Origin of the sequence: Mucilaginibacter litoreus (assembly GCF_042676805.1) — a bacterium.
Classification (GTDB): Bacteria; Bacteroidota; Bacteroidia; order Sphingobacteriales; family Sphingobacteriaceae; genus Mucilaginibacter; species Mucilaginibacter litoreus.
On record NZ_JBHTHZ010000002.1, the window covers coordinates 358,506 to 383,457 of the forward strand.

At 41.5% G+C, this 24,952-nt stretch carries 23 protein-coding genes; 16 read left to right on the forward strand and 7 right to left on the reverse strand.

The genetic code is table 11. The annotated features are described in order from the left end of the window. The first annotated feature begins 18 nt into the window (after positions 1–18). Together ACFQZX_RS05035 and ACFQZX_RS05040 are read left to right on the forward strand one after the other, a co-directional pair. A complete protein-coding gene (locus ACFQZX_RS05035; protein ID WP_377112071.1) occupies positions 19–2,433 on the forward strand; it encodes an ABC transporter permease in 2,415 nt (804 codons plus the stop codon). Positions 2,434–2,532: 99 nt separating this feature from the next. Continuing rightward, entirely contained in the window at positions 2,533–2,892 is a 360-nt protein-coding gene (locus ACFQZX_RS05040) for a hypothetical protein (RefSeq protein ID WP_377112074.1), read from the forward strand. A gap of 68 nt (positions 2,893–2,960) precedes the next feature. Here the strand turns inward: ACFQZX_RS05040 and pgmB are convergent, their stop codons facing one another. Beyond that, entirely contained in the window at positions 2,961–3,611 is a 651-nt protein-coding gene (gene pgmB, locus ACFQZX_RS05045; protein ID WP_377112077.1) for a beta-phosphoglucomutase, read from the reverse strand. A 94-nt stretch (positions 3,612–3,705) separates the two neighbouring features. Between pgmB and ACFQZX_RS05050 the strand changes: the two genes are divergently transcribed. Both ACFQZX_RS05050 and ACFQZX_RS05055 read left to right on the forward strand, forming a co-directional pair. Beyond that, positions 3,706–4,074 (forward strand): hypothetical protein, encoded by a 369-nt coding sequence (locus ACFQZX_RS05050; protein WP_377112080.1) that lies wholly within the window; start codon positions 3,706–3,708, stop codon positions 4,072–4,074. A 125-nt stretch (positions 4,075–4,199) separates the two neighbouring features. Next, on the forward strand, positions 4,200–4,733 hold the full coding sequence (locus tag ACFQZX_RS05055; protein ID WP_377112082.1) for a ferritin: 534 nt from the start codon (positions 4,200–4,202) through the stop codon (positions 4,731–4,733). On the opposite strand, the gene ACFQZX_RS05060 is transcribed toward ACFQZX_RS05055, so the two are convergent. Then, positions 4,730–4,978 (reverse strand): (2Fe-2S) ferredoxin domain-containing protein, encoded by a 249-nt coding sequence (locus ACFQZX_RS05060; protein WP_377112085.1) that lies wholly within the window; start codon positions 4,976–4,978, stop codon positions 4,730–4,732. The two genes, ACFQZX_RS05055 and ACFQZX_RS05060, sit on opposite strands and share 4 nt — an antisense overlap. 98 nt (positions 4,979–5,076) lie before the next feature. On the opposite strand from ACFQZX_RS05060, the gene ACFQZX_RS05065 reads away from it, so the two are divergent. The 6 genes from ACFQZX_RS05065 (at position 5,077) to ACFQZX_RS05090 (ending at position 10,676) form a co-directional block, all read left to right on the forward strand. Beyond that, positions 5,077–5,430 (forward strand): VOC family protein, encoded by a 354-nt coding sequence (locus ACFQZX_RS05065; protein ID WP_377112088.1) that lies wholly within the window; start codon positions 5,077–5,079, stop codon positions 5,428–5,430. 731 nt (positions 5,431–6,161) lie between these two features. After that, positions 6,162–6,725 (forward strand): thermonuclease family protein, encoded by a 564-nt coding sequence (locus ACFQZX_RS05070; RefSeq protein ID WP_377112090.1) that lies wholly within the window; start codon positions 6,162–6,164, stop codon positions 6,723–6,725. Between the two features lie 47 nt (positions 6,726–6,772). Continuing rightward, complete coding sequence (locus ACFQZX_RS05075) at positions 6,773–9,205, forward strand: penicillin acylase family protein (protein ID WP_377112093.1); 2,433 nt, start codon at positions 6,773–6,775, stop codon at positions 9,203–9,205. Between the two features lie 4 nt (positions 9,206–9,209). Then, on the forward strand, positions 9,210–9,563 hold the full coding sequence (locus ACFQZX_RS05080) for a hypothetical protein (protein WP_377112095.1): 354 nt from the start codon (positions 9,210–9,212) through the stop codon (positions 9,561–9,563). Between the two features lie 188 nt (positions 9,564–9,751). After that, a complete protein-coding gene (locus tag ACFQZX_RS05085; RefSeq protein ID WP_377112098.1) occupies positions 9,752–10,432 on the forward strand; it encodes a DUF5041 domain-containing protein in 681 nt (226 codons plus the stop codon). Positions 10,433–10,496: 64 nt separating this feature from the next. Continuing rightward, positions 10,497–10,676: a hypothetical protein gene (locus ACFQZX_RS05090; protein ID WP_377112101.1), complete on the forward strand. Its 180-nt coding sequence runs from the start codon at positions 10,497–10,499 to the stop codon at positions 10,674–10,676. Between the two features lie 77 nt (positions 10,677–10,753). Here the strand turns inward: ACFQZX_RS05090 and ACFQZX_RS05095 are convergent, their stop codons facing one another. Further along, positions 10,754–11,431, reverse strand: coding sequence for a lipid-binding SYLF domain-containing protein (locus ACFQZX_RS05095; RefSeq protein ID WP_377112103.1), 678 nt, complete (start codon positions 11,429–11,431; stop codon positions 10,754–10,756). Positions 11,432–11,579: 148 nt separating this feature from the next. Between ACFQZX_RS05095 and ACFQZX_RS05100 the strand changes: the two genes are divergently transcribed. The 3 genes from ACFQZX_RS05100 (at position 11,580) to ACFQZX_RS05110 (ending at position 15,284) form a co-directional block, all read left to right on the forward strand. Continuing rightward, a complete protein-coding gene (locus ACFQZX_RS05100) occupies positions 11,580–12,566 on the forward strand; it encodes an acyl transferase (RefSeq protein WP_377112106.1) in 987 nt (328 codons plus the stop codon). Between the two features lie 126 nt (positions 12,567–12,692). Further along, on the forward strand, positions 12,693–14,552 hold the full coding sequence (locus ACFQZX_RS05105) for a gliding motility-associated C-terminal domain-containing protein (protein ID WP_377112109.1): 1,860 nt from the start codon (positions 12,693–12,695) through the stop codon (positions 14,550–14,552). 69 nt (positions 14,553–14,621) lie between these two features. Further along, a complete protein-coding gene (locus ACFQZX_RS05110) occupies positions 14,622–15,284 on the forward strand; it encodes a PH domain-containing protein (RefSeq protein ID WP_377112111.1) in 663 nt (220 codons plus the stop codon). A gap of 404 nt (positions 15,285–15,688) precedes the next feature. On the opposite strand, the gene ACFQZX_RS05115 is transcribed toward ACFQZX_RS05110, so the two are convergent. The 4 genes from ACFQZX_RS05115 to tyrS all read right to left on the reverse strand — a co-directional run bounded on the left by ACFQZX_RS05115 (position 15,689) and on the right by tyrS (position 21,131). After that, positions 15,689–18,163 (reverse strand): sialate O-acetylesterase, encoded by a 2,475-nt coding sequence (locus ACFQZX_RS05115; RefSeq protein WP_377112114.1) that lies wholly within the window; start codon positions 18,161–18,163, stop codon positions 15,689–15,691. 703 nt (positions 18,164–18,866) lie between these two features. Then, the gene (locus ACFQZX_RS05120) at positions 18,867–19,319 is read right to left on the reverse strand and encodes an RES family NAD+ phosphorylase (protein WP_377112117.1); all 453 of its coding nucleotides are present in this window, start codon (positions 19,317–19,319) and stop codon (positions 18,867–18,869) included. Continuing rightward, positions 19,319–19,810 (reverse strand): type II RES/Xre toxin-antitoxin system antitoxin, encoded by a 492-nt coding sequence (gene parS / locus ACFQZX_RS05125; protein WP_377112119.1) that lies wholly within the window; start codon positions 19,808–19,810, stop codon positions 19,319–19,321. Before parS ends, ACFQZX_RS05120 begins: the two co-directional genes overlap by 1 nt. Positions 19,811–19,847: 37 nt before the next feature. Beyond that, the gene (tyrS, locus tag ACFQZX_RS05130; RefSeq protein ID WP_377112122.1) at positions 19,848–21,131 is read right to left on the reverse strand and encodes a tyrosine--tRNA ligase; all 1,284 of its coding nucleotides are present in this window, start codon (positions 21,129–21,131) and stop codon (positions 19,848–19,850) included. A 224-nt stretch (positions 21,132–21,355) separates the two neighbouring features. Here tyrS and ACFQZX_RS05135 point away from each other — a divergent pair, with 224 nt between their 5' ends. From ACFQZX_RS05135 to pyrR, 3 genes are all read left to right on the forward strand, one after another. Beyond that, positions 21,356–22,051: a hypothetical protein gene (locus tag ACFQZX_RS05135; RefSeq protein ID WP_377112125.1), complete on the forward strand. Its 696-nt coding sequence runs from the start codon at positions 21,356–21,358 to the stop codon at positions 22,049–22,051. Positions 22,052–22,236: 185 nt separating this feature from the next. After that, positions 22,237–24,210, forward strand: a complete 1,974-nt coding sequence (gene rpsA / locus ACFQZX_RS05140; RefSeq protein WP_377112128.1) for a 30S ribosomal protein S1 — start codon at positions 22,237–22,239, stop codon at positions 24,208–24,210. Positions 24,211–24,349: 139 nt separating this feature from the next. Further along, the gene (pyrR, locus tag ACFQZX_RS05145; protein ID WP_377112130.1) at positions 24,350–24,901 is read left to right on the forward strand and encodes a bifunctional pyr operon transcriptional regulator/uracil phosphoribosyltransferase PyrR; all 552 of its coding nucleotides are present in this window, start codon (positions 24,350–24,352) and stop codon (positions 24,899–24,901) included. Positions 24,902–24,952 lie beyond the last annotated feature (51 nt).

Below are 24,952 nucleotides of genomic sequence, written 5' to 3' on the forward strand. Positions count from 1 at the left end.
TCTTAATAATTGCCTGTTATGCTTTCAAATTTATTTAAAACTGCCTGGCGCAATATTCGCCGCCATAAGTCATTTACAATTATCAACGTTGGTGGTTTGGGTTTTGGCATTGCTGTTTGCCTGGTAATATTTGTACTGATACGGTTTCATACCAGCTTCGATAATTTTCATGAAAAAAAAGACCGGATTTATAGATTATTAACAGAGTACCATCATGCCGATTCAAAGGAAATATTTTATGGGTCGGGTATATCACAAGCAATACCGCGTGCAATTAAAACAAGCATACCCGGTATTGAAGAAGTAGCACCAATTTACCACCCGGGCGATGAGCAATTCCAGGTAGTGGATGCAGAAGGTAGGATATTAAAAAAATTCAGAGAACGAAAAGGCATCTTCTTCACTACACCTTCCTTTTTTAAGATTTTTGATTTTAAGCTAATAGACGGCGATGTGGGTACAGCGTTAAACGGGCCTGACAAAGTGATTTTGAGCCGCCGGGTAGCCAACAAATATTTTGGCGACTGGCGAAACGCTGTCGGCAAATCAATAAGGTGGAACAACCGCGATGTGCTTAAGGTAACAGGCATACTGGCCGATATACCAGCCAATACCGATATGCAGTTACGTATAGTGGGGGCATTAGGAACGGGCTTTACCGCCGATATGCTTAAATCTACCGAATGGAACGGTACAAACGCAAATTTTAATTGTTACCTGTTAACACAGCCGGGGTTAAGCAACGCGCAGCTTACTGCAAACCTGCGGGCGCTGGTAAAAAAGAACCACTCGCCGGACAACCAGGATAGCGAGGTTGCCCAAGCCTTAAAAGATGTGCACTTTGATGGTAAGGCGGGCAATTTCTCAAACATGTCCATTACCCCTCAAATGATACGTATGCTTTGGATGATAGCTGCATTTATCCTCATCATAGCATGCGTGAATTTTGTTAACCTGGCTACCGCTCAGGCTGTAAACAGGGCCAAAGAAGTCGGTGTACGAAAAGTGCTTGGCGGTAACAGGCGCCAGCTTCAGCTGCAGTTTTTAACCGAAACATTGGTTATCGTTATTTTATCGGTAACGGTTGCAATAGGGATCAGTTCCCTTGGTATTCCGTTAATAGGCCGGATAATGGAACTGCCCTTATCTGCAGCAATGCTTTGGCAGTTCACCGTTGCATTTTTTATTGTTACCCTTACTATATTGGTTACCCTTGTAGCGGGTTTTTATCCTTCAATAGTATTAGCGGGCTTTAATCCTGTTAATGCGTTAAAAAGTAAAATAGCGTTTAAAGTTTCCAAAGGGATATCGTTAAGGCGGTGGTTGGTTGTGTTTCAGTTTATTATAGCGCAGGGGCTGATCATCTGTACTCTTATCATCGTAAAGCAGATGAATTATTTTACCAGCGAAAATATGGGCTTTGTAAAAGATGCCATTGTTAATGTCCCATTTCCGTCGGACAGTGCAAGCATAAGTAAGCTCGATTATTTAAAACAACGGCTTCATAATATCAATGGCATTCAACAAGTGAGTTTAAGTTCAAATATCCCGGCAGGTGAACAAGCTAACTGGACAATGTTCACTTTTGAAAACGCAGCCCAGCATGTCGATTTTTATTCAATTATCAAAATGGTTGATGAGCAGTATCAGCCCACTTATCAATTGCAACTTGTTGCCGGTAAAAATTTATCAGCATCAGATACCGTTAAAGAGTTTTTGGTAAATGAGGCACTCATTCAAAAGCTGGGTATAGCTGATCCGAAGAATGCCATTAACAAACAGATAACCTTAGGCAAGTTTGCCAAAGGGCGCATTTCGGGTGTGTTAAAAAACTACCATAACCGGTCGTTCAAGGATGATTATGCACCATTATTATTAACTACTTACAAACCCGGGTATGAGTTGTGCAATATTAAATTATCAATGTTAAATGCAACGCAGGCCTTAAAAGGAATAGAAAAGGTATGGACTGAGGTTTACCCCGATTATGCGTTTGAATATAAGTTTTTAGATGAGCAGATAGCTGGGTTTTATAAGCAGGAAAGCCAACTGGCTGGTATTTATAAATGCTTTGCCGTTATAGCCATATTTTTAAGTTGCCTGGGTTTATATGGCCTGGCTTCATTTATGGCAGTTCAGCGTATAAAAGAGGTAGGCATACGCAAGGTGCTGGGGGCATCTGTAAATGGCATTGTCTACCTGTTTTCAAAAGAGTTTGTATGGATGATACTTATTGGTTTTGCAATTGCTGCGCCTGTTACATGGTACCTGATGAACAAGTGGTTACAAGGATACGTATATCGCATCAGGATAGGTTGGTCGGATTTTTTACTTGCAGTAATTATTGCACTGCTGATAGCTTTAATCACCATTATATCTCAGCTTTTAAAGGTCGCGTTAGTAAATCCTGTAAAAACATTGAGAAGCGAGTAAAATTAATATTCTGATATACAGAACGTTAAATATTTTAATAGTACTATGTATTGCATGATACCATGTTATGTTTATATTTGTATATTAATTTTTATACAGATGAAAAGAGCTATACAAATGGTGGTTTATGCATTAGCGCTGGCAACTGGTTTGGCGGCATGTAACACGCGCGGAACAACAATTATTAATACAAGTGATGGTTATAAGCAGGAAATAAAATATTGGGGAAAAGTAGCGTTTACTGCAGACTCAAGCGCTATTGCCCATATATCAAAAAACGGATACATATACTTTAACGAAAACGGGAAAGAGCTACGCGCAGAAAGTGATGTGCATAACAGCGTAGTTTACAGTTTTAACGGCGAAAGCTATATTAATAAACTTAGCAATGAGCAAAGCGCTTTCCTGGCCCACGCAGTAAAATCTATCATCAAAGAGCGGGCTAAGTTAAACCGATAACAGAAGTTTGAGTTTCAATTTGAGTGTGTATACGTCCCGTGCCGCGAGGGTGGCGGGGCGTTGCCTTTTTACAGGTGTGAAAGTGTATCTATAGTCATCTGTGCTAAGCCACTTACCACCATATCGGCTTGTTTTAAAGTATCTGCCAACCCAATGCCCACGGCTTTCATACCGCCTCTTTTTGCAGCTTCAATACCTGCAATCGCATCTTCAAATACCACACAATTTGCTGGGGCTATACTTAATAGTTCAGCGCCTTTCAGAAACACCTCCGGGTCGGGCTTTGGTGTGTTTACGCTGTTTCCATCAACTATGGCATCAAAAAGCGGGGTAAGCTGTAACCTGTTCAATATGGTTGGTGTGTTTTTACTGGCCGATCCAATAGCTGTTTTAATACTAGCGTCGCGGCATGCCCGGACAAATTCGCGGGCGCCGGGCAAGACCTCGGCAGGGGTCATCTGGTTGATCATTTCAACATACCAGTTATTTTTACGGTCGGCCAGTTCGTTTTTTTGTGCCTCGCTTAAACCTGTAATGTTTCCCCAGCCTAATATCAAATTAAGCGAGGCCATGCGGCTTACGCCCTTCAATTGCTCATTCTGATGTTCGGTAAAATCAAACCCAAGTTCATTAGCAAGCCGTTTCCAGGCTTTATAGTGATAAACTGCAGTATTAACAATAACTCCGTCCAGGTCAAATATGCAAGCTTTGATATTCATTTTGTAAAGGTATTGCTTGCTTGTTAAAACCATGGTAAATAATTTTAAACATTATTTGGATTAATTATAAATAAATACAACATTTGTAAAGCAAATGGTTACTACGCAGTTAAAAGAAGAATTAGTTGGTTGGGTTGATGTGTTTAACACAAAGCATGGTGGTATTTACCAATGCGACCAGGAGCGTTGCTGGTACGTAGATTTTGCCGGTAAAGTAGCTAAATTTGATTACCGTTGTTTATTGAAGCTTAAAAACGCGGTTTACAATGTAGATATTGAAGCCAAACTGCTTAATACATCTAAAGATCCTGATGTAGAGATTATTTTTATCTGCGCCTGCGACCACACTTATATCCTCACCCTTTTGCAAATCATCGCCTTAAAAGAAATACTGGAAGGCACATTTGTAATGCTACAGCTAAATAATATATTGCACGATACATTGCATCGCACTGCATATTAGTAATTTAGACTGAATTCATATTGCCTTTATTTTCAACTAACGGCTTATTATCGTCGTATTATTGTGTGAGTATTTAAATCGGCACGCTTGTTGCCCTGTTTTAACTAAAAAATACACACAAAGAAATGAAAGATCTTATCCGCATAAAAAGCTTATTATCGGCCGATGTTGAAGCGCTTTTAAATCAGCAAGTCAAAAAAGAAGCCTTGTCTTCATCTATATACCTGGCCATGGCATCATGGTGCAACCGTAATGGCTTCGATTACTCAGCCGAATACTTTTTTAAGCAAGCTGAAGAAGAAAGAGAGCATCAGCTTAAATTTTATAAATATATCCTGGATATGGGCGGAAGCGCTATTTCGCCTGAAGTTACCGGTATCAAGCAGGAATACAATTCATTCCGCGAAGTATTTGAGGATGCGCTTGACCAGGAAATCAGTGTTACTCAATCTATCAAAAACATATACGCACGTTGCTTAAAAGAGCAGGATTTTGTGACCAACGAGTTTCTAAACTGGTTTCTGAGAGAGCAGCGTGAAGAAGAGTACAAAGCACGCCGTGCGCTTGAACTGTTTGAAGTTATCGGCGAAGAAGGTACCGGCCGCTGGGAAATTGACAAGCACGTTGGAAAAATCAAATACGACAGCGAAGCTAATTAATCCGTCAGCAGCTTTAAAACATCTTTTTCCGAGTATTCTTTCAACCATATATTACCCGGAGATAACGTACAGACCGGTGCCCAATCGCACCGGTCTGTGCATTCTATACGTATCACTTCTATATCTTGCCCGCTGTATTTAGCGAATTTCTTTGCGGTTTTATACATATCCTTACCACCGCGTTTACTGCATTTGCTACCGGTGCACACAAATAAAACTTTATCCGGAACAGGAAACTTACCCATCTTTTCTTTATTTACTTGGACTATGAACTTACAAATATCAGCTTTATTTTTGATAAGCTGATAACCTATCGTCCTGAACATTTAAATCCTAAAAACCTATGAAAGCTATAGAGATCATATCCATACCGGTAACCAACCAGCAGGAAGCAAAGGAATTTTACCTGAAGTTCGGGTTTAAACTGATTGTTGAAAACCCGTTTCAAAACGGCTCGAACTGGATTCAAATGGGTTTACCCGATGGCGGTACATCTATAACACTGGTAAACTGGTTTCCACAGCTTAAGCCTGGCAGCATTGCTGGTTATGTTATTAAATGCGATGATCTGGATACCACTATAGCCGAGCTTACCGCTAAAGGTATAACAGTGGGCAACGCCGACCAAACTCCCTGGGGCCGTTTTGCCACTGTAAAAGATCCGGATGGCAACGCCTGGAGCTTGCATGGCAAATAATTAGTTGCCTAACAAACCAAACGTCACCTTCCTAAAATGCGGCATTGGCAGATTGCGGGTAGTACTGGCACTGCTATACTACTGCCTTTCAAAGCAAGCTGGCGCAGCCGCGAGGTTTTTATTAATAAGTTATTGTTTTTTAAGGTATTAATCAGCTCGCTATCGCTCAGTTCTTTGGTTCGTTTCTTTTTGCGGAAAAAAAGAAATGAACATTCACTAACGATAAATACAATACACCCATTCCTAACAGAGGACTAATATTATCGTTAGTGCTATAGTGAACTTTGTTCCGCTCATTGCCGCGGAGGCTACTTCTTTCTCTTGAAAGAAAGAAGCAAAGTTCAAGACGAAAAAATCCTACCTCCGCACAGCCCCACCCATCGGCCCCGGTTTTTCGTCGGCCCACCGCTCTTGGATAATATTTGAGTGGATGGAATTAAGTAAAAACGAGTCTGACAACCTAACACCACCTTTTTTAAAATGCGGCATTGGCAGATTGCGGGTAGTACTGGCACTGCTATACTACTGCCTTTCAAAGCAAGCTGGCGCAGCCGCGAGGTTTCTTTGGTTACTTTCTTTGACGGCCAAAGAAAGTAACATCCACTAACGATGATACCGTACAGCCGTTCCTAACGGAGCACTGAACAGATTGCTTCGTACCTCGCAATGACGATTCTTAATTGCGTTATTATTGAACAGAAAATCAACACCTCATTTCCTATCTTCGCCACATGCCTAAAAAGTCCTTTATCTTTTATCTCTGTATCTTCTGTCTGTTGATCGCCTGTAACCGCAATACCGACTTGTATAGGGTTGTTGGTGTAAAGGATGGTGATACGATGGTGCTGCTGTCCCCCGAAAATCAAACAGTGACGGTGCGCCTTGCCGAGGTAGATTGCCCAGAGAAAGACCAGGCCTTTGGGCAATCGGCAAAGCAGTTTACAAGCACTTTATGCTTTGGTAAAATGGTAAAGCTAATAGCAAACAATAAAGACCGTTACGGCCGCACAGTAGGGGAGGTGCAACTGGAAGATGGTACCAGCGTTAATAAAGAACTGGTAAAAAACGGTTACGCCTGGCAGTACCGTGCATACTCAAAAAGCATGGAACTGGCTATGCTTGAGCAGCAGGCGCGCTTAAATCGCCTTGGCTTGTGGCAGGACGCCAACCCAACACCGCCATGGAATTTCAGAAAAGGCGAAAAGCAGCAGCGCACCGAAAAAAAGAGCAGGAAAACCAAACGCACTTATAAAAAGCGCCGCAGCCGTAAGCACCGGGATACGGTCGCTTTTTAAATACGGCTTACATTACTTATCTTGCTTGCAGATACTCACACTCAAAAATGAAAGTATTTAAGGCAATTATATCCGTTGCGTTTACTTTGGCGCTTATATGGGCACTACAAACTAAATTTGGCGATGTGCCGCCCCTGGGCGACTTTCTAAATCCTTCTACCGGTTTCTGGCAGAACGCCGAAAGCAAAAACATCTTATCAAATGAAAAATTGAAATTGCCTGGCCTGCAAAACGAGGTGATTGTGCAATATGATGACAATCGTATTCCGCATGTATTTGCCAAAAACGACCACGACCTTTACTATGTTCAAGGTTATCTTACCGCTAAGGCACGGTTGTGGCAAATGGATATACAAACACGCAGCGCTGCAGGCAGGCTATCAGAAGTGGTGGGAGACAAAGCTTTGGAGCTCGACCGATACCACCGCCGCATGGGCATGACTTACGGGGCCGAAAATACGCTGAAAGGGATAATGAAAGACCCTGTTATGAGCCAGGTTATACAGGCATACAGCGATGGTGTTAACGCCTATATCAAACAGTTAAAGCCCGGAGGCTACCCTATTGAGTTTAAACTGCTTGCTTACAAGCCTGAAGAGTGGAAGCCGGTTAACTCGGCCTACTTGCTTAAACTCATGTCTGAAACGCTGGCAGGTGGCTCAAATGAGTTGGGCATAACCAATGTGCTCAGCAAATTCGGTGCAAAAATAACCAATGACCTGTTTCCGGATTACCCTATGCACGAAGATCCTATCATCCCGGCAGGTACCAAATGGGATTTTAAACCGCTTCCTTTACCGCAACCACCGGCTGCTTTCAAAGCGCAGTTGCTGGCCGGAATGCAGAACAGGGAGAAGATAGAAGGTATTGGCAGTAACAACTGGGCTATAAGCGGTTCAAAAACGGCTACGGGTTATCCGATATTGGCAAACGATCCGCATCTTAACCTTACTTTGCCATCTATATGGTATCAAATGCAAATGGTTGCACCGGGTGTAAATGTAAATGGAGTAACGTTGCCGGGAGCCCCCTGTGTGGTTATTGGCTACAATCAAAAAGTAAGCTGGGGTGTAACCAATGTAGATGCCGACGTTTTAGACTGGTATCAGGTGAAATTTAAGGACGCATCCCGCAAGGAATACTGGTACAATGGCAAGTGGAACAAAGTAGAGCGCAAAACAGAAATAATAAAGATCAGGGGCAGCAAAGATGTTGTAGATACAGTATTGTACACGCACCATGGCCCGATAGTATATGATAATGTTGCTATGGCAAAAAAGGGCCGGCCGAACATACCTGTTGGTAATGCGCTGCGATGGATAGCACATGACGAAAGCGATGAATTTAAAACATTCTACCTGCTTAACCGTGCAAAAAACTATGATGACTACCGTAAGGCTTTGACGTTTTATACTGCCCCCGCCCAAAATTTTGTTTTTGCTTCGGCAGACAATGATGTAGCCATCACACCTAATGGCAAACTGCCTTTAAAGTATAAAGATCAGGGCAAATTTATTCTGGATGGAAGCGACCCGGTTAACGACTGGCATGGCTGGATACCTTATGCGCATAACCCAACGGTTAAAAACCCGGCAAGGGGTTTTGTTAGCTCTGCAAACCAGTCTTCAACCGATCAGACTTATCCGTATTACATCAACTGGAAGTTTGAGGGTTATGAACGCGGTAAGCGCATCAACGACAGGCTTGCTGTTATGAAAAACGCCACTGTTGATAGTATGCGCATACTGCAGACGGACGATTATAGTATACGTGCCCAGGACATATTGCCAACCATGTTAAAATACCTGGATGCCACTAAGCTGGACAAAACTCAAGCCGCCGCTTTGGATTCGCTTAAACAATGGGATAAACATTATACGGCAAGGTCGGTTGGCGCAAGTATATTCCAAACATGGTGGGCTAAATTCTACAATTTTACCTGGCGCGATAACTTTGAAAACAAAGACACCTTGCTTTATTTTCCTACAATGGACAGGACTGAAGCATTATTGATAAAAACACCTTCTTCTGTTTGGTTTGATAACAAACGTACACCAGCCATCGAGACCGCTGCTGATGTGTTGATGGCATCCTTTACAGCCTCGGTTGACGAATTGCAGAAACAATATGGCAACATCGGCGTAAACTGGCGCTGGGGCAAAGTAAAAGCATTTGAGGTGGCCCACCTGGGTCATGTACCGGGGCTCGGCTCAGGTAACTTTGAGTCGGGCGGTGCAGGCTCAACAGTTAATGCATTGATAGACGGGCATGGGCCATCGTGGCGTATGGTGGTGCAACTTGGGCCAAAGCCAAAAGGGTACGGTATACTTCCGGGCGGCCAATCTGGCAATCCCGGCAGCTTTTACTACGACGATCTGCTTAAAACCTGGCAGCAGGGCAAACTGCATGAGTTATTGTACCTGCAATCGGCAACAGAGAAATCACCACGCATTAAAACAACCTTAACCATTAGCAAATAACATTATGCTGTTCGGTATTATACTTTTATTGGCCTTTGTATGCGGCTACATTATTCCCTGGTGGGTTGCATGTGCCCTGGCGTTCATAACAGCCATATTTTTAGGTAAAACTTCGGCGCAGGCGTTCTGGTCGGGCTTTGGGGGCATAGGTTTAGCCTGGCTGGCACTAGCGCTTTTAAAAAGCATCCCTAATGATCACATACTGGCTGATAGGGTAGCCCATATCTTTCATCTGTCGGGTTGGAAAATGATACTTGCCGTTACCGTAGCAATAGGCGGCATAGCCGGCGGCTTTTCCGCCTTATCAGGCTTGATGGTAAAACGGGTATTTGAAAAAGGGGAGGCAAAAACAGCGTAGGAATTTGTGCGATTCCTTCCCTGGGGAAGGAGGAGGTAGGGGTTAATCAGCAATCAAGGTTAACGTAAATGCGGACAACCTACCCTGCCACCAAGGTATCAATTTCACCCCTCCCAAGGAAGGAATTATAAAACCTACAAAAATATGTTGACACCAACAATTACACTATAAACTGATTAATATATATAATGACAAATCATACTAAGACACTATCACTACTTATAGCTTTTCTGATACTATCTCTCCACGCTTACTCGCAAACTTTTAAAAAAGACATGAGGCCGGATAGCCTGAAGGACGACTTTATGGACGAGTACCAGGCAGGGCAAATAAGTAAGCTGGACCTGTTAAGCGCCATGAATAGTTTAGGAGTAAGGGTATTTAATTGTAATATCCTTCCACGGTTCACTAAAAGCTATAAACTGGTAATAGACGTTGACGAATATGTAAACGGTAAAATGGTTGGTACCAAAAGCGTTTCTCCGAACGAAAAGAATATTTATTTCTTTTGGGAAGGGGAAAAGCAATATGCCGATTACATCAACAAGATCAAATTCATATCGCGGGATGTCGACAGCCTTTCTGTGTTATCGGTCAATGTAATGGGTAATACTACTGGTGGCATAAAACTAAAAAAGCACTCGGAGAGAAAGTATCAGTTCTATTCGTGGAGAAGGTATAGCGTAACTAACTGGGCATTGAACACCAAAACACCTATGCTGATCTATTCATCCTCATGGTACGATAAAAGATTTGATATTGAGCGGTCATGCGGCGCTGTGGATTTATCCAACAACCAGGCTGCCACAAAAGAATTGCTTGAAAACTCGCCACATTATTTCGTGGTAAGTTATAAAGTATCAGAGTAATATCATGAGTAGTAATACCATAACGGTGCAACCCACAAATGAAAAATTCCTCATTGGTTAAATTATGAAGATACTCGGTTATGTCTTGTTTATTGTTAGTTCAACAATTTCTACAAAAGCCTTTATTAATACAAACAAAGAAGTAGCAGGCGAAAAACCTAAAAAGACAACTGCCCAACATATTGCTTTTTTTGTTGTTGGCTTCATCCTCATGATTGTATCTTTTTACCTTATGGATTGGTAAGCGGTCACTAACATTGCTATAACAACAAAGCCCGGCTGTATACACAACCGGGCTTTTTGCTTAAATGAGCTACCTTCTTACTTAAATGAAGCCAATGTGGCTTTCAGTTTGGCTACAGCAGCGTTTGTGCTGGTTGCCCTGTTAAAAATATCACCGGCAATGGCATCATCACCGTAAAACTCTGCATTGGCCGATTTATTGATGGCCAGGTTAGAGCCATTTACGCTGATACCCGCAAACAAGCCTTTACTGCGCGAGTAAGAATATACTTCGGCTTGCAGCTTATAGTCGGTGCTTGCGGTTGAACTGCGGCCAACCGGGCCTGCAGCGGCAGATATATCACCGCCAATGGTGAAATCGCCGTCTTTAACTTCGGTCAAAACTCCTTTATTACGGAAAACCAGAACCATATCCACAGATTGTACGCCTATCTGGAAACCAATGCTGCCACCTGTAAGGGTAACAAACACCGGGTCGCTCCATTTGCCGTCACCAAGTTTTACCATAGCTAAACCTTGTCCGCGTTTACCACCTATACCAAAACCCGCGTTGATCAGTTTCGGGATAATAACCACTCCTTCATATTCTTCAAATAGTTGGTGTGGGATGCTTTCTTTCATCTTACTGAAATCTCTTAACACGGTTGTCGCCTCATTGATTTTGGCTACACCTTTGTCCTGCACCGGCACTGCCGAAGCAAAAACTATAAATGCGCTTAACAAAAGCGGCAGGCTCAAAAATTTTAATGTTTTCATAGGGTTGTTAATTAATTTAATGTATGGGCATAAATATCAATTTCATAACTCCTTTCCGGAATGTTTGTTTGTATTGAAAATGTAATTATTAACGCTAAAAAAGCAATTTTCGCATGCTTGGCCCTAACTTATTATCTTTGCCATAACTATGATAAAGCCCCTAAAACAGCAAGTATTTTCTATAGCCGATGATGCCGGGTTTAAGCACACTGCGCTGCAAACTTTCAGATACCAAGCCTGGCATAACCCTATATATGGCGCATTCATCAAAGGCTTGCATATCAAGCCGGATGAAGTTGAAAATATTGAGCAAATCCCTTTTTTGCCGGTGGAGCTTTTTAAGTCGCACACCGTTGTTTCTGCAGATGGCGAAGCTGAGGTTGTATTTACCAGTTCGGGCACAACTGGTGTGGTAACCAGCAGCCATTACGTAAATGATGTAAGCTGGTATCAGGAAAGTTTTCGCAGGGCGTTTAAGCTGTTTTATGGAGATATCACCGGGTATACCGTGCTTGCATTATTGCCATCCTATCTGGAACGTGAAGGTTCGTCGCTGATTTATATGGCGCAGGATCTGATACAGCGATCGCAATGCGCCGATAGTGGGTTTTATTTGTATAATCACCAGGAACTTTATCAGAAATTACAGCAGCAAAAGGCAATCCACAAGCCTACATTGCTGTTAGGCGTAACTTTTGCCCTGCTTGATTTTGTAGATAATTACCAGATCGATTTCCCCGAATTGATAGTAATGGAAACCGGCGGCATGAAGGGGCGACGTAAGGAAATGATCCGCGAAGAATTGCATGGCGTGCTATGTGCCGGTTTTGGCGTACCGCACATTCATTCGGAATATGGGATGACAGAGTTGTTATCGCAGGCATATTCAAAGGGCGGAGGAATATTTAACTGTCCACCCTGGATGCGTATCATCACCCGTGATACCAATGATCCGCTTAGTTTAACCGGGATAAACAAAACAGGGGGCGTTAATATCATTGATCTGGCAAATATTAACTCCTGTTCGTTCATCGCCACGCAGGACTTGGGCAGGGTTTACGAGGATGGCTCTTTTGAGATCATCGGGCGATTTGATAATTCGGATATCAGAGGATGTAATTTGCTTGTATCCTGATATTAATATACCTTTAGGCACAATACTGTGTCTAAACCCTATATCAATTTAATCATCAAAGCACTGCTTTTAGCGTTGTGCTTTATTTGCACTGTTAGTGTTACTTGCTACGCGCAGAGTTTTTACGTGTGTAATAGTAGTGCTACAGTATATAAAGTAACCGTTACCCAAACCGGTTTACAAACGCAGCAGGTAGGCGGCTGCTCTGGGGCCTTTTTTTCAATAGCTGTAGACAATAATAAATTTTATTATAATGATGGATCTAACCTTTACCGAGCCGATCTGATAGATGCTGGCACCGGTGCGCCAACACTGGCTAACTGTACCTACATGAATACACAGACTTATGGGAACGCGTTAACGGTAGATAAGGACGGTAAAATTTATTATGTTTCTGGCACCGAATTGTTTGCTGTTAATCCGGTAACGGGCATAAGTAACAGCCTTGGTATAATGCAGTACGCACCCTCCGGCGACCTGCTTTTTTATAATAATGAGCTTTATATGGCGAGCTACGGCGGGATAGTTAAAATTCCGCTGGATGACCCATCAAAGGCCGAAATGTGGGTGCAAATTGAAAACGAATCTATTTACGGCCTGGCAACTGCAGCAGTAAACAGTAACATAAAAGCATACGCCTTTACAGGGAGTGGTTTCAGTACCAACGTACTGGAACTTGATTTAAAAAACAGACTGTTGAAAGGCAGCGCAGGCACTTTACCATTTACTGTGTATGATGCGGGCAGTGCGGTGGAATCGGGCATTGAGCCACCACTTGAAATATTGGATGTAAAGGTATCCCGCAGTTGCGATGTAATTAACCGGGCGATGGCCGAGATAGTTACAAAGGCACATGCAAGTGAATATATCTATACACTAAATAATGGTTTAAGTAATGCGACAGGCACATTTGATAACCTGGCGCCGGGTACGTACCAGGTAACTGTAAAAGCCGACAACGGACAGGCGCCAGTAAGCAGAACCTTTATTGTGCCTGATTATAGTAAGGATGTTCCCATAATAAACGCAACTGTTATAAATCCGGTTTGCGATCTGAAAGGTTCTGTAAAACTTCAGGTAGCAGTAAGCGGATACAAAATTAAAGTTAATAATAGCATTTATGAAAACGGCCATCAGTTTAACAATCTGCTGCCTGGAAATTATGATTTTAACATAATTACCACTGCGGGCTGTATAATTGCCGAAAAGAGCTATACATTAACTCAAGAGGTATGCCCGCCGATAACGATAAAAGCCATTAACATTGCTGCCGACTGTGATAACTATGGGGCAGGAACCGTAACTGTGCTAACCGAACCGCATCCCGATAATTATACTTATACGCTCGGCGGCACAAGCAATACAAGCGGTGTGTTTGCAAACCTGCTGCCGGGTAGCTATAATCTTGTAATTCAATCTGCAGGTGGGGATAATTATCAGCAACAAGTAATTGTACCAGATTTTAAACCTATTATTAAACCGGCCTTATCAGTGATTATAAATAATGCGGTGTGTACTGCTGCCGGTAAAGTTAAATTTGTACCTAACGGCGATATTAAAGATGCGGCCAAAATTTTATTTCAAAACAATGTATATAAGATAGGCCAGCAAATAAGTGATCTGGCAGTAGGCCCGCATCACTTTACCATACTAAGCGAGCAGGATTGTGTTTTAGATGAAATTGATGTAAGTATTGATCAGGACGAATGTAACCCGGTTGATTTTCCAAACACTTTCACACCCAATGGCGACGGCATGAACGATGTATTCCGCCCCAATCAGGACAGTAATCCTGTAAAATATACTTTGACAGTATTTAACCGTAATGGGCAGCAGATTTTTCAAACCAAAAGCACATCTAACGGTTGGGATGGTAATTACAAAGGGAGTATTGCGCCTGCCGGCGTGTATTATTGGGTATGTACTTATATTATGGGTGATGCAACCATTACTACAAAAAAAGGCTGGGTTACCCTTATAAGATAACGATACTATATTTGCTTTGCTGAATCATCTATAATAACTTAATTTTGCCGCCATCAATACATCAGTAATATGATAGATAAATTTTTAAGGGAAGAACAAGACCCTAAAGCAGTTGAAAAAGTTTATTCGCGTTTGATAGATCTGCTCACCACCGGTGAGGAGATCATTTACATAGCGGTACAAAAAAAGCCATTGGTAAACCTTTTTCCGGATTGTATAGCCATTACTAATAAACGTGTATTGTTTTTTACACCGGCTAACCTGGGCCTTTCTATAAAATTTGTTGATTTTGTTTGGAAAGATGTGGTTGACGTATTTACAAAAGAAGAAATTATTGGCGCCGTATTTAGCGTTAAAACTACCATAGGTACCGAGATGGGAGTAGACTATCTGCCCAAGGTACAAGCCCGTAAGTTGTACCAGTATGCCCAGGAACGCAAAGAAGCAGAGCGCGAGGCGCGCCGCCTGCGTGAGCTGGAAGAGAAGCGTGCCGAGTCTGGCTCAATACAAATGGAGCAGCATCCGGCACAGTCGGCGTTTCAGCCAACAGCTCCTGTAGCTCAGCAACCGCCTGCTACTCCTGTGCCTGCACCGGTCGTTACCCCTCCTGAAGAACCCAAAAAAGACGAATTGACAGAGAAGCTGAAAAAGCTTAAAACCTTGTTTGAAAACGGTTTGATCTCCCAGGAGGATTACAATCAGAAGAAATTAGAGCTATTGAGCGACTTTTAAAAAACAAACCCGCTTTTGCGGGTTTGTTTTTTTATGGGTAATTCTATCTACTTATTAATTATCATCTTATGGCACAGAATAAGAATTGAGCCGTTGATAGTTAACCCGAATATGGATACATTGTTAGGTGGTTTTACTTGCAAAGCAAGCAGTGTATTAGCAAAAAGATCTACCTTTAAATTATAGTTGTTGGTTCTAATTGGGGCTAAACTAAGCCAGAGTACTTACTACCAACTCATAAAAAATATCGTAGCTGAAACACATTTCTTGCATTTATTATACTTCAAATACCGCTATGTTAATTACAGTATAAGGATACAAATAAACCAACATATCCTATACATACTCTTTAGCAGGTATGTTAAGTGTTGAACGGGGCTTATAGAGGTATGAAAGGCTTTGTGCTACCTTATTAAGGTATATTTTGCAGTTGCTGTGCCTGCAGCAGGAGGGGTGTTGAAATTTACAGTGAAACTGGTATTACTTATGTTAGTGATGTAATACCCGTTAGAACCAGTGCTGCTTGTTGGTATCCATACAATGTTTGATGGTGTATAGCCTGGATTGTTATATGTAATGTTAAAGGTTGCTGTGTTGCCATCCGCAGCAAGTGTCACATTAGATGAAAAGGTTAGTGTATAAGTAGTTGACGGCACTGCTTTAATCTCATGTGTTGCAGGATCTTTAACCATAACGCTATCAGCTGTGGTGCCCGTCCTTGTATTCATTAAATACATTCGTCCAAGAAAATCAATATTAACCCGCTCCTGATTAGCAGTGGCTATAAAAGCATAGGGTTGATTGCCATTAGCCATAACCGTTGAGCCACCAAACGCAACTTTTTTCTTTGATTCTGTATCATTCGCTTCTGATGTTGAAAATGCGAATACCTTTGCCAGTACTTTTTTTACAGGAACAGCAGATAATTGGGTACGCATTATTTCTATGTCCTGCCAGGGATCGGTACTGGTAGCTGGAGATGAATTAACCTGTATCTTTGGCGTGATACCTGCAAACATCGATGCTCCGGAATATATGGTTGTATTGGTATTTACACCAAAACCAGTTGCTCCGGTAGATTGCACTACAAACGAATTATTCGGCGCACCATAATCTATACGCGCGGCATAAGCGCTTGTAGAAGTTCCAAACCTAACACCTGCTGTGCTTGTGTTTGCTCCCCCAAAATGCAAGTAATCGCCTGTATTGGTTAGTGTAAATGTTCTGGCGTTTAATGCAGTATTGGTAAAATTAAAACCTGAACCCGATGTTGATGTTACCGTAACTATATCTTTTAGCGTTTTGCCACTTATAGTTGCCTTATTGGTTGTGGTTAAAATAGCCTGTCTTGCAGATGCTAAACTATCGGTATAATATAAATAATCACCCCTGTTTTCTACTGAGTTCTTTTGAATAGAATTTGATAGGCCAGGTTCAATCCTAAGCGCCGGAATAGTGTCAGCTTTAGGCAGATGTAAGTAAGCAGAGGGCTCGGTAATATTTACACCTACCTTGCCACTTTCCTCATAGATATAAGTATATTTTTTTCCCTGTACTACTTGTTGCGCTTCGCTTAAACCTCTTAAATTCTGCCCTTTTTGGCTATAATGCAAATCATCATCTTTTAATAAGCCCCTTGTATAAAAGTCCATTGTTTCAAAATAGCTGATCTGTGTCCATGGGTCAGATGCTGCTACATCAACCTGTATTCCTCTAACTGTTTTCCAACGATCAGGCGAACCGGGCCTTTTTCCTAATCTTGTTATGTAAAAAGGTAATTCAGGTTCGTTTAGCGCGGTTCGGTAATTAGCTATTAGTTGTTGTAAAGCTGCTTTGAATTCAGCCGGTGATGAGCCGGGCACATTGTTGTACACATTATTAGCATCCTGCTCTCCCTGTGCCCACATCAAAATGATGCGGTCGATATGCCTGCCTGTAACCGTCATCAGCTTTTTTGCACTATCGATTTTTGCTAAACTTGCGGAGTATAATGTACCTGTTGGTGACCAATTACCATTACCACTATCATTTATTTGTAGCAAAGCGGTACCGCCAACTGCTGCTGGTACAAAAACTATTTTTCTACCTGTTAATTTGTAGTATTCAGCAGCAAACGCAGGCCATGAATTACCCGTACCATCACCAACGTTCCTGTCTACTGGCTGCAAAATCCCTTCATGAAATTGTATTACCTTGTTAATTGGGGCGCTTACAGAAAGGGTACTGTCACCCGGTGCCACATTATTACTTTGACCTAAAATAACAATCATGTCATAACCTTGACCCAAGCTGTCCAATTGTTTTTTAGTTGTAAATTCATTGCTGGATGTAGCGTCGGCGCCGCTTATCCGGCTGTTTGTGGCTATTCTGCTACCAGGAAAGTTAAATTCAATTCTTCCTGTGACCTCATTGAAGCCAAAATAGCCAACGCTCCCCAGGTTGTCTGAATAAAAGTAGACTCTCGAACCATCTAAAATGGTAGAGGTTTGATGTATTGGCGAATACCAGCTTTTTAAGCCAAATACTGTTTGAGTACCTGCAAGCTTTACTGTCAATGCACTTAAGCTGTCAACTTTATGTACTAAATCGGCTGTAACTGTAAGTTTATCCCAGTTACCTGTACTGCAGTTGTAAATAACTACCGATGTATCTGCCGGTGCTGTTTTATAAAATAGCAAACCTCCGCATTTCAAGCTATCCGGAACGTAAAGCGGAATGTAAGGAGTAGGCCCATGTGGTAAGGCCAGTAAAGACTGCGACCATGTAGCTCGATCGCTCAGTACCTGATCTATGTTGCTTCGCTCGTAAACGGGCTTTTGCTGTGCCATAGATGTAGAAAAAATAAAAAGTACTAAAAGAAAATTGATTAACCTTTTCATTATTATTTAGTGTTTGATTGAAATGAATTTTAGCAGATACTATCCAATATAAATGTGATAGCGAGGATGCGTTTACCGTTATAAGCCGGTCGCTGTGATTCTGTTTTTTACAACGCTGGTTGCGAAGTTGTGCTGCAAATTTTTATAAGCATTATAAGTTATGCTGTGTTTACCAATACAGCGAAGTACTTATTGAAATGATTCTAAAAATTAATTATCAGGTGGTTAGAAAGTTTTTTTGAAAACTACTGTAAGCGTTTGAATTAGCTATTAAAGAGAATTTTAAAAAGAAGATTATTGTTTATGTTATATTTTGGATCTTGACCTAAGCACTAGTACTTTAATTTGAACTGTTGAAAAACGGTACTTAAAATTTCCGGGAGGATAACTAGTTTGATGTATTCGCCTGGTTGGCGGATGGGGTCATCGGCTTATTTAACAATACTTAAATGGATTGACTGTAAGATCTGAGGTTTATTCGTACCGTAGTTATATTGGTACCGTAGATTGATACAAATATACAAATAATTTCTTATAAAGAAAATATTTGTATTAATATAGTAATAACATTGCTTGTGTACTATAAGTTTAAAACTTCTTTCTTATAACTTATACCTGTTAATTACAGCTATATTTGTGATTGCAATATATCAGCGAATCATTCAATTATTCGCATCAATAATAATTCCCCTTTTATTTACACTTATACCAGTCTGTCGTCAAAGTTAAAAGGCTGGATATTTGCAATGCTTACCTTTTTAATATCAGGATGCCAGGGATTAAGCAGGTAGTTAAATTCCTGTGGCACAACAACAGAGGGCACTTTCATCATCAGGTGTTTGGTTTCTTTTATAAACTGGTTGCCAATTTGTTTCAATGCAGCCGGAGGGGAGATATCTTTCCAGTTGTGCGGCAGCGAGTTTACGTCAAGTGTCAGTATATCATTATCGGGTACCTTAATTTCGGCAAGGCAAAAATCGGTGGGTGTAAATAAGGGCTGCAGATGTACCAAAACCTCTAATACAGCTAACGCCCTTGAAGATGCCAGGTATACCATTGATCTGCCCTCAGTATTCCAACGGCCACCGTATAAGCGTGCGCCGGTACCTGTTAAATCATTAATATAATTGCATTTAGCAATACGATAGAGTATCATCAGGCAAAAATACCATGCTCTATGCGCCCAAGCTCCCTAAAAACCATATCAAAGCCGGCAGAGGTATCTAATATGCTTAAAGGTGCCTCGCCGTTAAATACCAGGCTTGGTGTTTTTATCCAAAGCTTAAATTTATCCATCGAACCAAATACTTCCTCGCCACGGGTGTAAAGGCGGGCAAGCTCAACGGCTTTTTCTGCGTACTCTGTTTTAATAATGGCATCATCTTCATAGCGCTGCAACGTGCGCTCGGAGATATGCAAGATGTTGGCCAGCTCCTGGATGTTTAAAGATATTTTTTTTGCCAAAGCCAGCAGTGTTTTTTTAGGAAAACCCTGCCGCGCAAGTTTAATAATATCAAACTCAGAAGCTGCCCTGGCCGGTTTGGTGCCAAGCAAATTATAAAACGGGGTTACTGAACCTTGGGTAACATATAGTGCCATTGGTTCATTAACCTCGTTTTTTGTGATATGTTTTGTTTTGTACGACATTTATCCAAAAATAAATACAAAATGTCGGTTTCGCAAATTATTCGGCAATAATTAAAAAATAATTCTTTTTGCCTTTTTGTACTACCATAAATTTACCGTTAATGAGGTTTGCAGCCAGGTAAACATCATCCGGGGTATTTACTTTAATACGGTTTACAGATACCCCGCCACCCTGTATCATTTTTTTTGCTTCGCCTTTAGAGGGGAATACACTGGTTGCACCCGCAAGTAGTTCGGTAGCGTTGATACCTGTTTCAAACCCTGCTTTAGCAACGGTGTAGTTAGGTACCCCGCTAAACAAACTTAGCACTTCGGCATCGGTTAGCTCATTCAAAAATTCAATGCCGGTATTACCAAATAAAAATTCAGTTGATTTAAGGGCCTTTAAAAATTCAGCTTCGCCATGTACACGTATAGTAATATCTTTTGCCAAAGCTTTTTGCAAAATACGCATGTGTGGGGCAGCATCATGCTCTGTCTCCATAGCTTCAATGGTGTTACGGTCAAACAGTGTAAAAATGCGTATGTATGATTTTGCGTCAACATCAGTAGTGTTTAACCAAAACTGGTAAAACTGGTATGGTGAAGTACGCGCAGGATCAAGCCATACAGCGCCGCTTTCGGTTTTGCCAAACTTGGTGCCATCGGCCTTTTTAATAAGCTGCGTAGTTAATGCATAAGCTTCGCCACCATCCTTACGGCGTATAAACTCTGTACCGGTAACAATGTTACCCCATTGGTCGCTGCCGCCCATTTGCAATACGCAGTTGTTATTTTTCCACAGGTAGTAAAAGTCATAGCCTTGCACCAGCTGATAAGTAAATTCTGTAAAAGACATGCCGGTATCACCCTCAAGGCGCTTCTTAACCGAGTCTTTTGCCATCATGTAGTTCACTGTGATATGCTTACCTACATCACGAATAAAATCCAGGAAGGTAAAATTTTTAAACCAGTCATAATTATTTACCATTTCGGCGCTGTTGGCACCGCTGTTAAAATCAAGGAAGTTTTTAAGCTGCTCCTTTACGCACTCCAGGTTGTGCTGCAGCACATCCTCAGACAGCAGGTTACGCTCCGCAGATTTACCCGATGGATCGCCCACCATACCGGTAGCGCCGCCAACCAAAGCATATGGCTTGTGCCCCGCCCGCTGAAAATGTATCAGCGTCATGATCTGGGTAAGGTGGCCTACATGCAGTGAGTCGGCAGTAGGGTCAAAACCTATATATCCCGAAGCCATGCCTTTATTCAGTAGATCTTCAGTTCCGGGCATAATATCATGCAGCATGCCCCTCCAGCGTAGTTCTTCAACAAAGTTCATATATAATAAGTGTGCAAAAATGAGAATGTGCAAATATGCAAATTAAAAAGATGTGCAGATGTGCAGATTTCAAATGTGCAGATGTACAAGCGAACCGGCAAGTACATTAAGTAATCCAGTCAATATTTTGCACTTCTAAATTCATCCGGAAATGTGCATATCTGAAATCTGCACATCGAAATTTGTACATCCGGGCGTTTAAAGGTATATTGGCATGAATAGCTATGAATTTTTTATCACATTACTACTTTGATCGCCATACCACTAACTGTTACTTTACTTTAGGAACGGTACTGCCCGACCTGTTGAAAAATGCCGATAAAAACGTAGTATTGCACCCCGAAAAATTAAACCATTCCGACAGGCATGTCAATGCTGTCATTTCCGGATGGAATAAGCACTTGCTGGTTGATAAATACTTTCATTCGGCCAATTTTTTTCTTACACACTCGCATCAATTAAAACTGGACCTGATGCCAGCCATAGAGGGCTCGCCGGTAAAGCCATTTTTTTTAGGGCATATTGCTATTGAGCTAATACTGGATAACCTGCTTATCACCACCGGCGGGATAAGTGTAAACCAATTTTATGAACACCTGGATAGCTGCAGCGAAAAAATAATAGGCGAATTTTTAGTGTTTGCCGGCATGAAGCAACCTGATGTTTTTTTTAAGTTTTACAGCGAGTTCAGGAAAAGCCGTTACCTGCATACCTATATTAACATTGACCAGATCACCTATGCGCTTAAACGGATATGCATGCGTGTTTGGCAACATCCTTTTACCAAAAAGCAGGAGGAGGATATGACCGGCATACTGCTTGCCTATCGACTGAGCCTTATGAATAGTTTTATGTCGATTTTCGACGAAATTACGCTGAAGCTCGAAGCAGACAGCAACAGAAATTTAGAATTATACTGAGCGATTTTAAAAAAATGCCGCGGGTATTGGCTGCCTTAAGCCCGAACAGCTATTGAAATGCATTTGTTTTTTAGACAAAAGTGCTTAAAAACCAATATTTAACATATATTTTTCTTTTATATACCAAAAATATATACGTACCTTTGCAGTCCCAATTAATTGGGAAAAAGGAGAAAAAATTTTTAATGGCAAAAAAACAAGAAGCAGAAAAAGAATTAAAAGCAAAGCAGGCTGAACTGGACACAGTAACAGCTGCTGAAAAAGAAACGGTTGAATCAGAAGCTGATTCAATATCAATTGAAGACATCAAATCTCAACTTTCATCTCCACCTCCGGCTGATTTTGACTGGGATGCTGATGATAAAAAATTTGGTAACTACAGCGATACTGACCGCGAACAATTAGAGAAACTTTATGATGGCACTTTCAGCTCTATCAATAAAGGTGAGATAATCAGCGGTACAGTTGTAAGTATCAATAATAAAGATGTGGTATTGAACATCGGCTTTAAATCTGATGGTTTGGTATCTGTTTCTGAATTCCGTGATACGCCTGATCTTAAGGTAGGCGATAGTGTTGAAGTATTTGTTGAGTCGCAGGAAGATGCTAACGGACAGTTGGTACTTTCACGCAAACGTGCTAAAACACAAAAATCATGGGAGCGCATTAATTCAGCTCTGGATAATGATGAGATCATCACAGGTTTTGTTAAAAGCAGAACTAAAGGTGGTTTAATTGTTGATATTATGGGCGTTGAAGCCTTCTTACCAGGTTCACAGATCGATATCAAACCTATACGTGATTACGATGTGTACGTTGGTAAAACAATGGAATTCAAAGTTGTTAAGATAAACCACGAGTTTAAAAACGTTGTGGTATCGCACAAAGTGCTTATCGAAGACGATCTTGAAAACCAGAAAACTGAAATTGTTGCACGCCTTGAAAAAGGCCAGGTATTGGAAGGTACCGTTAAAAACATTACCGACTTTGGTGTATTCATCGATCTTGGCGGTGTTGACGGCTTACTGCACATTACTGATATATCTTGGGGCCGTATCGAGCATCCGCGCGAAGTACTGTCATTGGATCAGAAGATCAACGTTGTTGTTCTTGACTTTGATGACGAGAAAAAACGTATCGCTCTGGGCTTGAAACAACTTACACCGCACCCTTGGCAGTCGCTTGACGAAAACATTCAGGTGGGTTCTAAAGTAAAAGGTAAAATTGTTACCGTTGCAGATTACGGTGCATTCCTTGAGATCATCCCTGGTGTTGAAGGTTTGATCCACGTATCAGAAATGTCGTGGTCACAAAACCTGCGTAACCCTCAGGAATTCCTGAAAGTAGGTGATGAAGTTGAAGCCCAGGTTTTAACTTTAGATCGCGAAGAGCGCAAAATGTCATTAGGCATCAAGCAATTAACGCCAGACCCATGGCAAAACGCTTCTGAGAAATATGCTATAGGCACTCAGCACGTTGCAACTGTTAAAAACATGACCAACTTTGGTGTGTTTGTTGAGCTTGAAGACGGTATAGATGGTTTGATCCACATCTCTGACCTTTCATGGTCTAAAAAAGTAAACCACCCTAACGAATTCACTAAGGTTGGCGAAAAATTAGACGTAGTGGTATTAGAACTTGACGTTGAGAACCGTAAACTTAGCTTAGGCCACAAACAGCTTGAAGAAAACCCTTGGGATACTTTCGAAACTATCTTCACTATCGATTCGATACATGAAGGTACAGTAATCAAAGTAACTGATAAAGGCGCTATCGTTGCTTTACCTTACGGTGTTGAAGGCTTCTGCCCAACCAAACACCTGGTTAAAGAAGACGGCAAATCTATCAAAGCTGAAGAAACCGCTGATTTCAAGATCATCGAGTTTAACAAAGAGAACAAACGTATCGTGATTTCACACTCACGTATATGGGAAGAAGCCCGCGCTGATGCTCGTGTACAAGAGTTCGAAAACCGTAAAAAAGAGGCAAAAACTGCCAGCAACGCGGTTAAGAAAGTGAAAGAATCTGTAGAAAAATCAACTTTAGGTGATCTTAGCGTACTTGCTCAATTAAAAGAGCAAATGGAAGGTGCTGAAAATAAAGCAAAAAAACCTGCCGCTAAACCAACCGAGTCTGAAGCTTCTGCTGACGAAGAATAAGCATCATTAAGCTTTAAATATAAGCCCTCCTGTAAACCAGGAGGGCTTTTTGTTTGTAGTGTTACAGCAAGGCAGATAAACTTTAAAACTGTTTGCTACTCGTTAAAAATTTTTAACTTTGCCCAAATCCAACCAAACGATGCAAAACCTGACGCTGCTCGACGGACAAAAATTTCAGATCACTATTCAGCGTTTATGTAGACAGTTAATTGAAAATCATAACGACTTCTCGAATACTGTTTTAATTGGCATCCAACCACGTGGCATATACCTGGCTAAACGTGTTGCCGAAGAACTGAGAAAGATATTACCCGACAGTACTATACAACAGGGCGACCTGGATATTACCTTTTACCGCGACGATTTTCGCCGGCAGGGTTCGCCACTGGTGCCTAATCAAACTAAAATTGATTTTATTACCGAAGGTAAAAAAGTAGTGATGATGGACGATGTGCTGTGGACAGGCCGCACCATTCGTGCCGCTATGGACGCCATGCAAGCCTTTGGCCGCCCCGAAAAGATAGAGTTGCTTGCTTTGGTAGACAGGCGTTACTCGCGCCACATCCCGGTATCTGCCGATTATGTGGGTATCGAGGTCGACTCCATTGCATCGCAAAAAGTAGTGGTAAGCTGGAAAGAAGCCGATAGTGAAGACAAGATCGTTTTGGTATCGGAGACAAAAGAGGAGTAATTACGATTTACAATTTTAGATTTACGGATCAAAAAATCATGTCATTGCGAG

Coding starts and splice junctions, on each gene's coding strand:
- ACFQZX_RS05085 (WP_377112098.1), top strand. CDS start 9,752: ATGACAAATCATACTAAGACACTATCACTACTTATAGCTTTTCTGATA.
- ACFQZX_RS05095 (WP_377112103.1), bottom strand. CDS start 11,431: ATGAAAACATTAAAATTTTTGAGCCTGCCGCTTTTGTTAAGCGCATTT.
- ACFQZX_RS05065 (WP_377112088.1), top strand. CDS start 5,077: ATGAAAGCTATAGAGATCATATCCATACCGGTAACCAACCAGCAGGAA.
- ACFQZX_RS05075 (WP_377112093.1), top strand. CDS start 6,773: ATGAAAGTATTTAAGGCAATTATATCCGTTGCGTTTACTTTGGCGCTT.
- ACFQZX_RS05080 (WP_377112095.1), top strand. CDS start 9,210: ATGCTGTTCGGTATTATACTTTTATTGGCCTTTGTATGCGGCTACATT.
- ACFQZX_RS05115 (WP_377112114.1), bottom strand. CDS start 18,163: ATGAAAAGGTTAATCAATTTTCTTTTAGTACTTTTTATTTTTTCTACA.
- ACFQZX_RS05135 (WP_377112125.1), top strand. CDS start 21,356: ATGAATTTTTTATCACATTACTACTTTGATCGCCATACCACTAACTGT.
- rpsA (WP_377112128.1), top strand. CDS start 22,237: ATGGCAAAAAAACAAGAAGCAGAAAAAGAATTAAAAGCAAAGCAGGCT.
- ACFQZX_RS05110 (WP_377112111.1), top strand. CDS start 14,622: ATGATAGATAAATTTTTAAGGGAAGAACAAGACCCTAAAGCAGTTGAA.
- ACFQZX_RS05120 (WP_377112117.1), bottom strand. CDS start 19,319: ATGATACTCTATCGTATTGCTAAATGCAATTATATTAATGATTTAACA.
- ACFQZX_RS05090 (WP_377112101.1), top strand. CDS start 10,497: ATGAAGATACTCGGTTATGTCTTGTTTATTGTTAGTTCAACAATTTCT.
- ACFQZX_RS05100 (WP_377112106.1), top strand. CDS start 11,580: ATGATAAAGCCCCTAAAACAGCAAGTATTTTCTATAGCCGATGATGCC.
- pgmB (WP_377112077.1), bottom strand. CDS start 3,611: ATGAATATCAAAGCTTGCATATTTGACCTGGACGGAGTTATTGTTAAT.
- ACFQZX_RS05070 (WP_377112090.1), top strand. CDS start 6,162: ATGCCTAAAAAGTCCTTTATCTTTTATCTCTGTATCTTCTGTCTGTTG.
- pyrR (WP_377112130.1), top strand. CDS start 24,350: ATGCAAAACCTGACGCTGCTCGACGGACAAAAATTTCAGATCACTATT.
- ACFQZX_RS05040 (WP_377112074.1), top strand. CDS start 2,533: ATGAAAAGAGCTATACAAATGGTGGTTTATGCATTAGCGCTGGCAACT.
- ACFQZX_RS05055 (WP_377112082.1), top strand. CDS start 4,200: ATGAAAGATCTTATCCGCATAAAAAGCTTATTATCGGCCGATGTTGAA.
- ACFQZX_RS05050 (WP_377112080.1), top strand. CDS start 3,706: ATGGTTACTACGCAGTTAAAAGAAGAATTAGTTGGTTGGGTTGATGTG.
- tyrS (WP_377112122.1), bottom strand. CDS start 21,131: ATGAACTTTGTTGAAGAACTACGCTGGAGGGGCATGCTGCATGATATT.
- ACFQZX_RS05060 (WP_377112085.1), bottom strand. CDS start 4,978: ATGGGTAAGTTTCCTGTTCCGGATAAAGTTTTATTTGTGTGCACCGGT.
- ACFQZX_RS05035 (WP_377112071.1), top strand. CDS start 19: ATGCTTTCAAATTTATTTAAAACTGCCTGGCGCAATATTCGCCGCCAT.
- parS (WP_377112119.1), bottom strand. CDS start 19,810: ATGTCGTACAAAACAAAACATATCACAAAAAACGAGGTTAATGAACCA.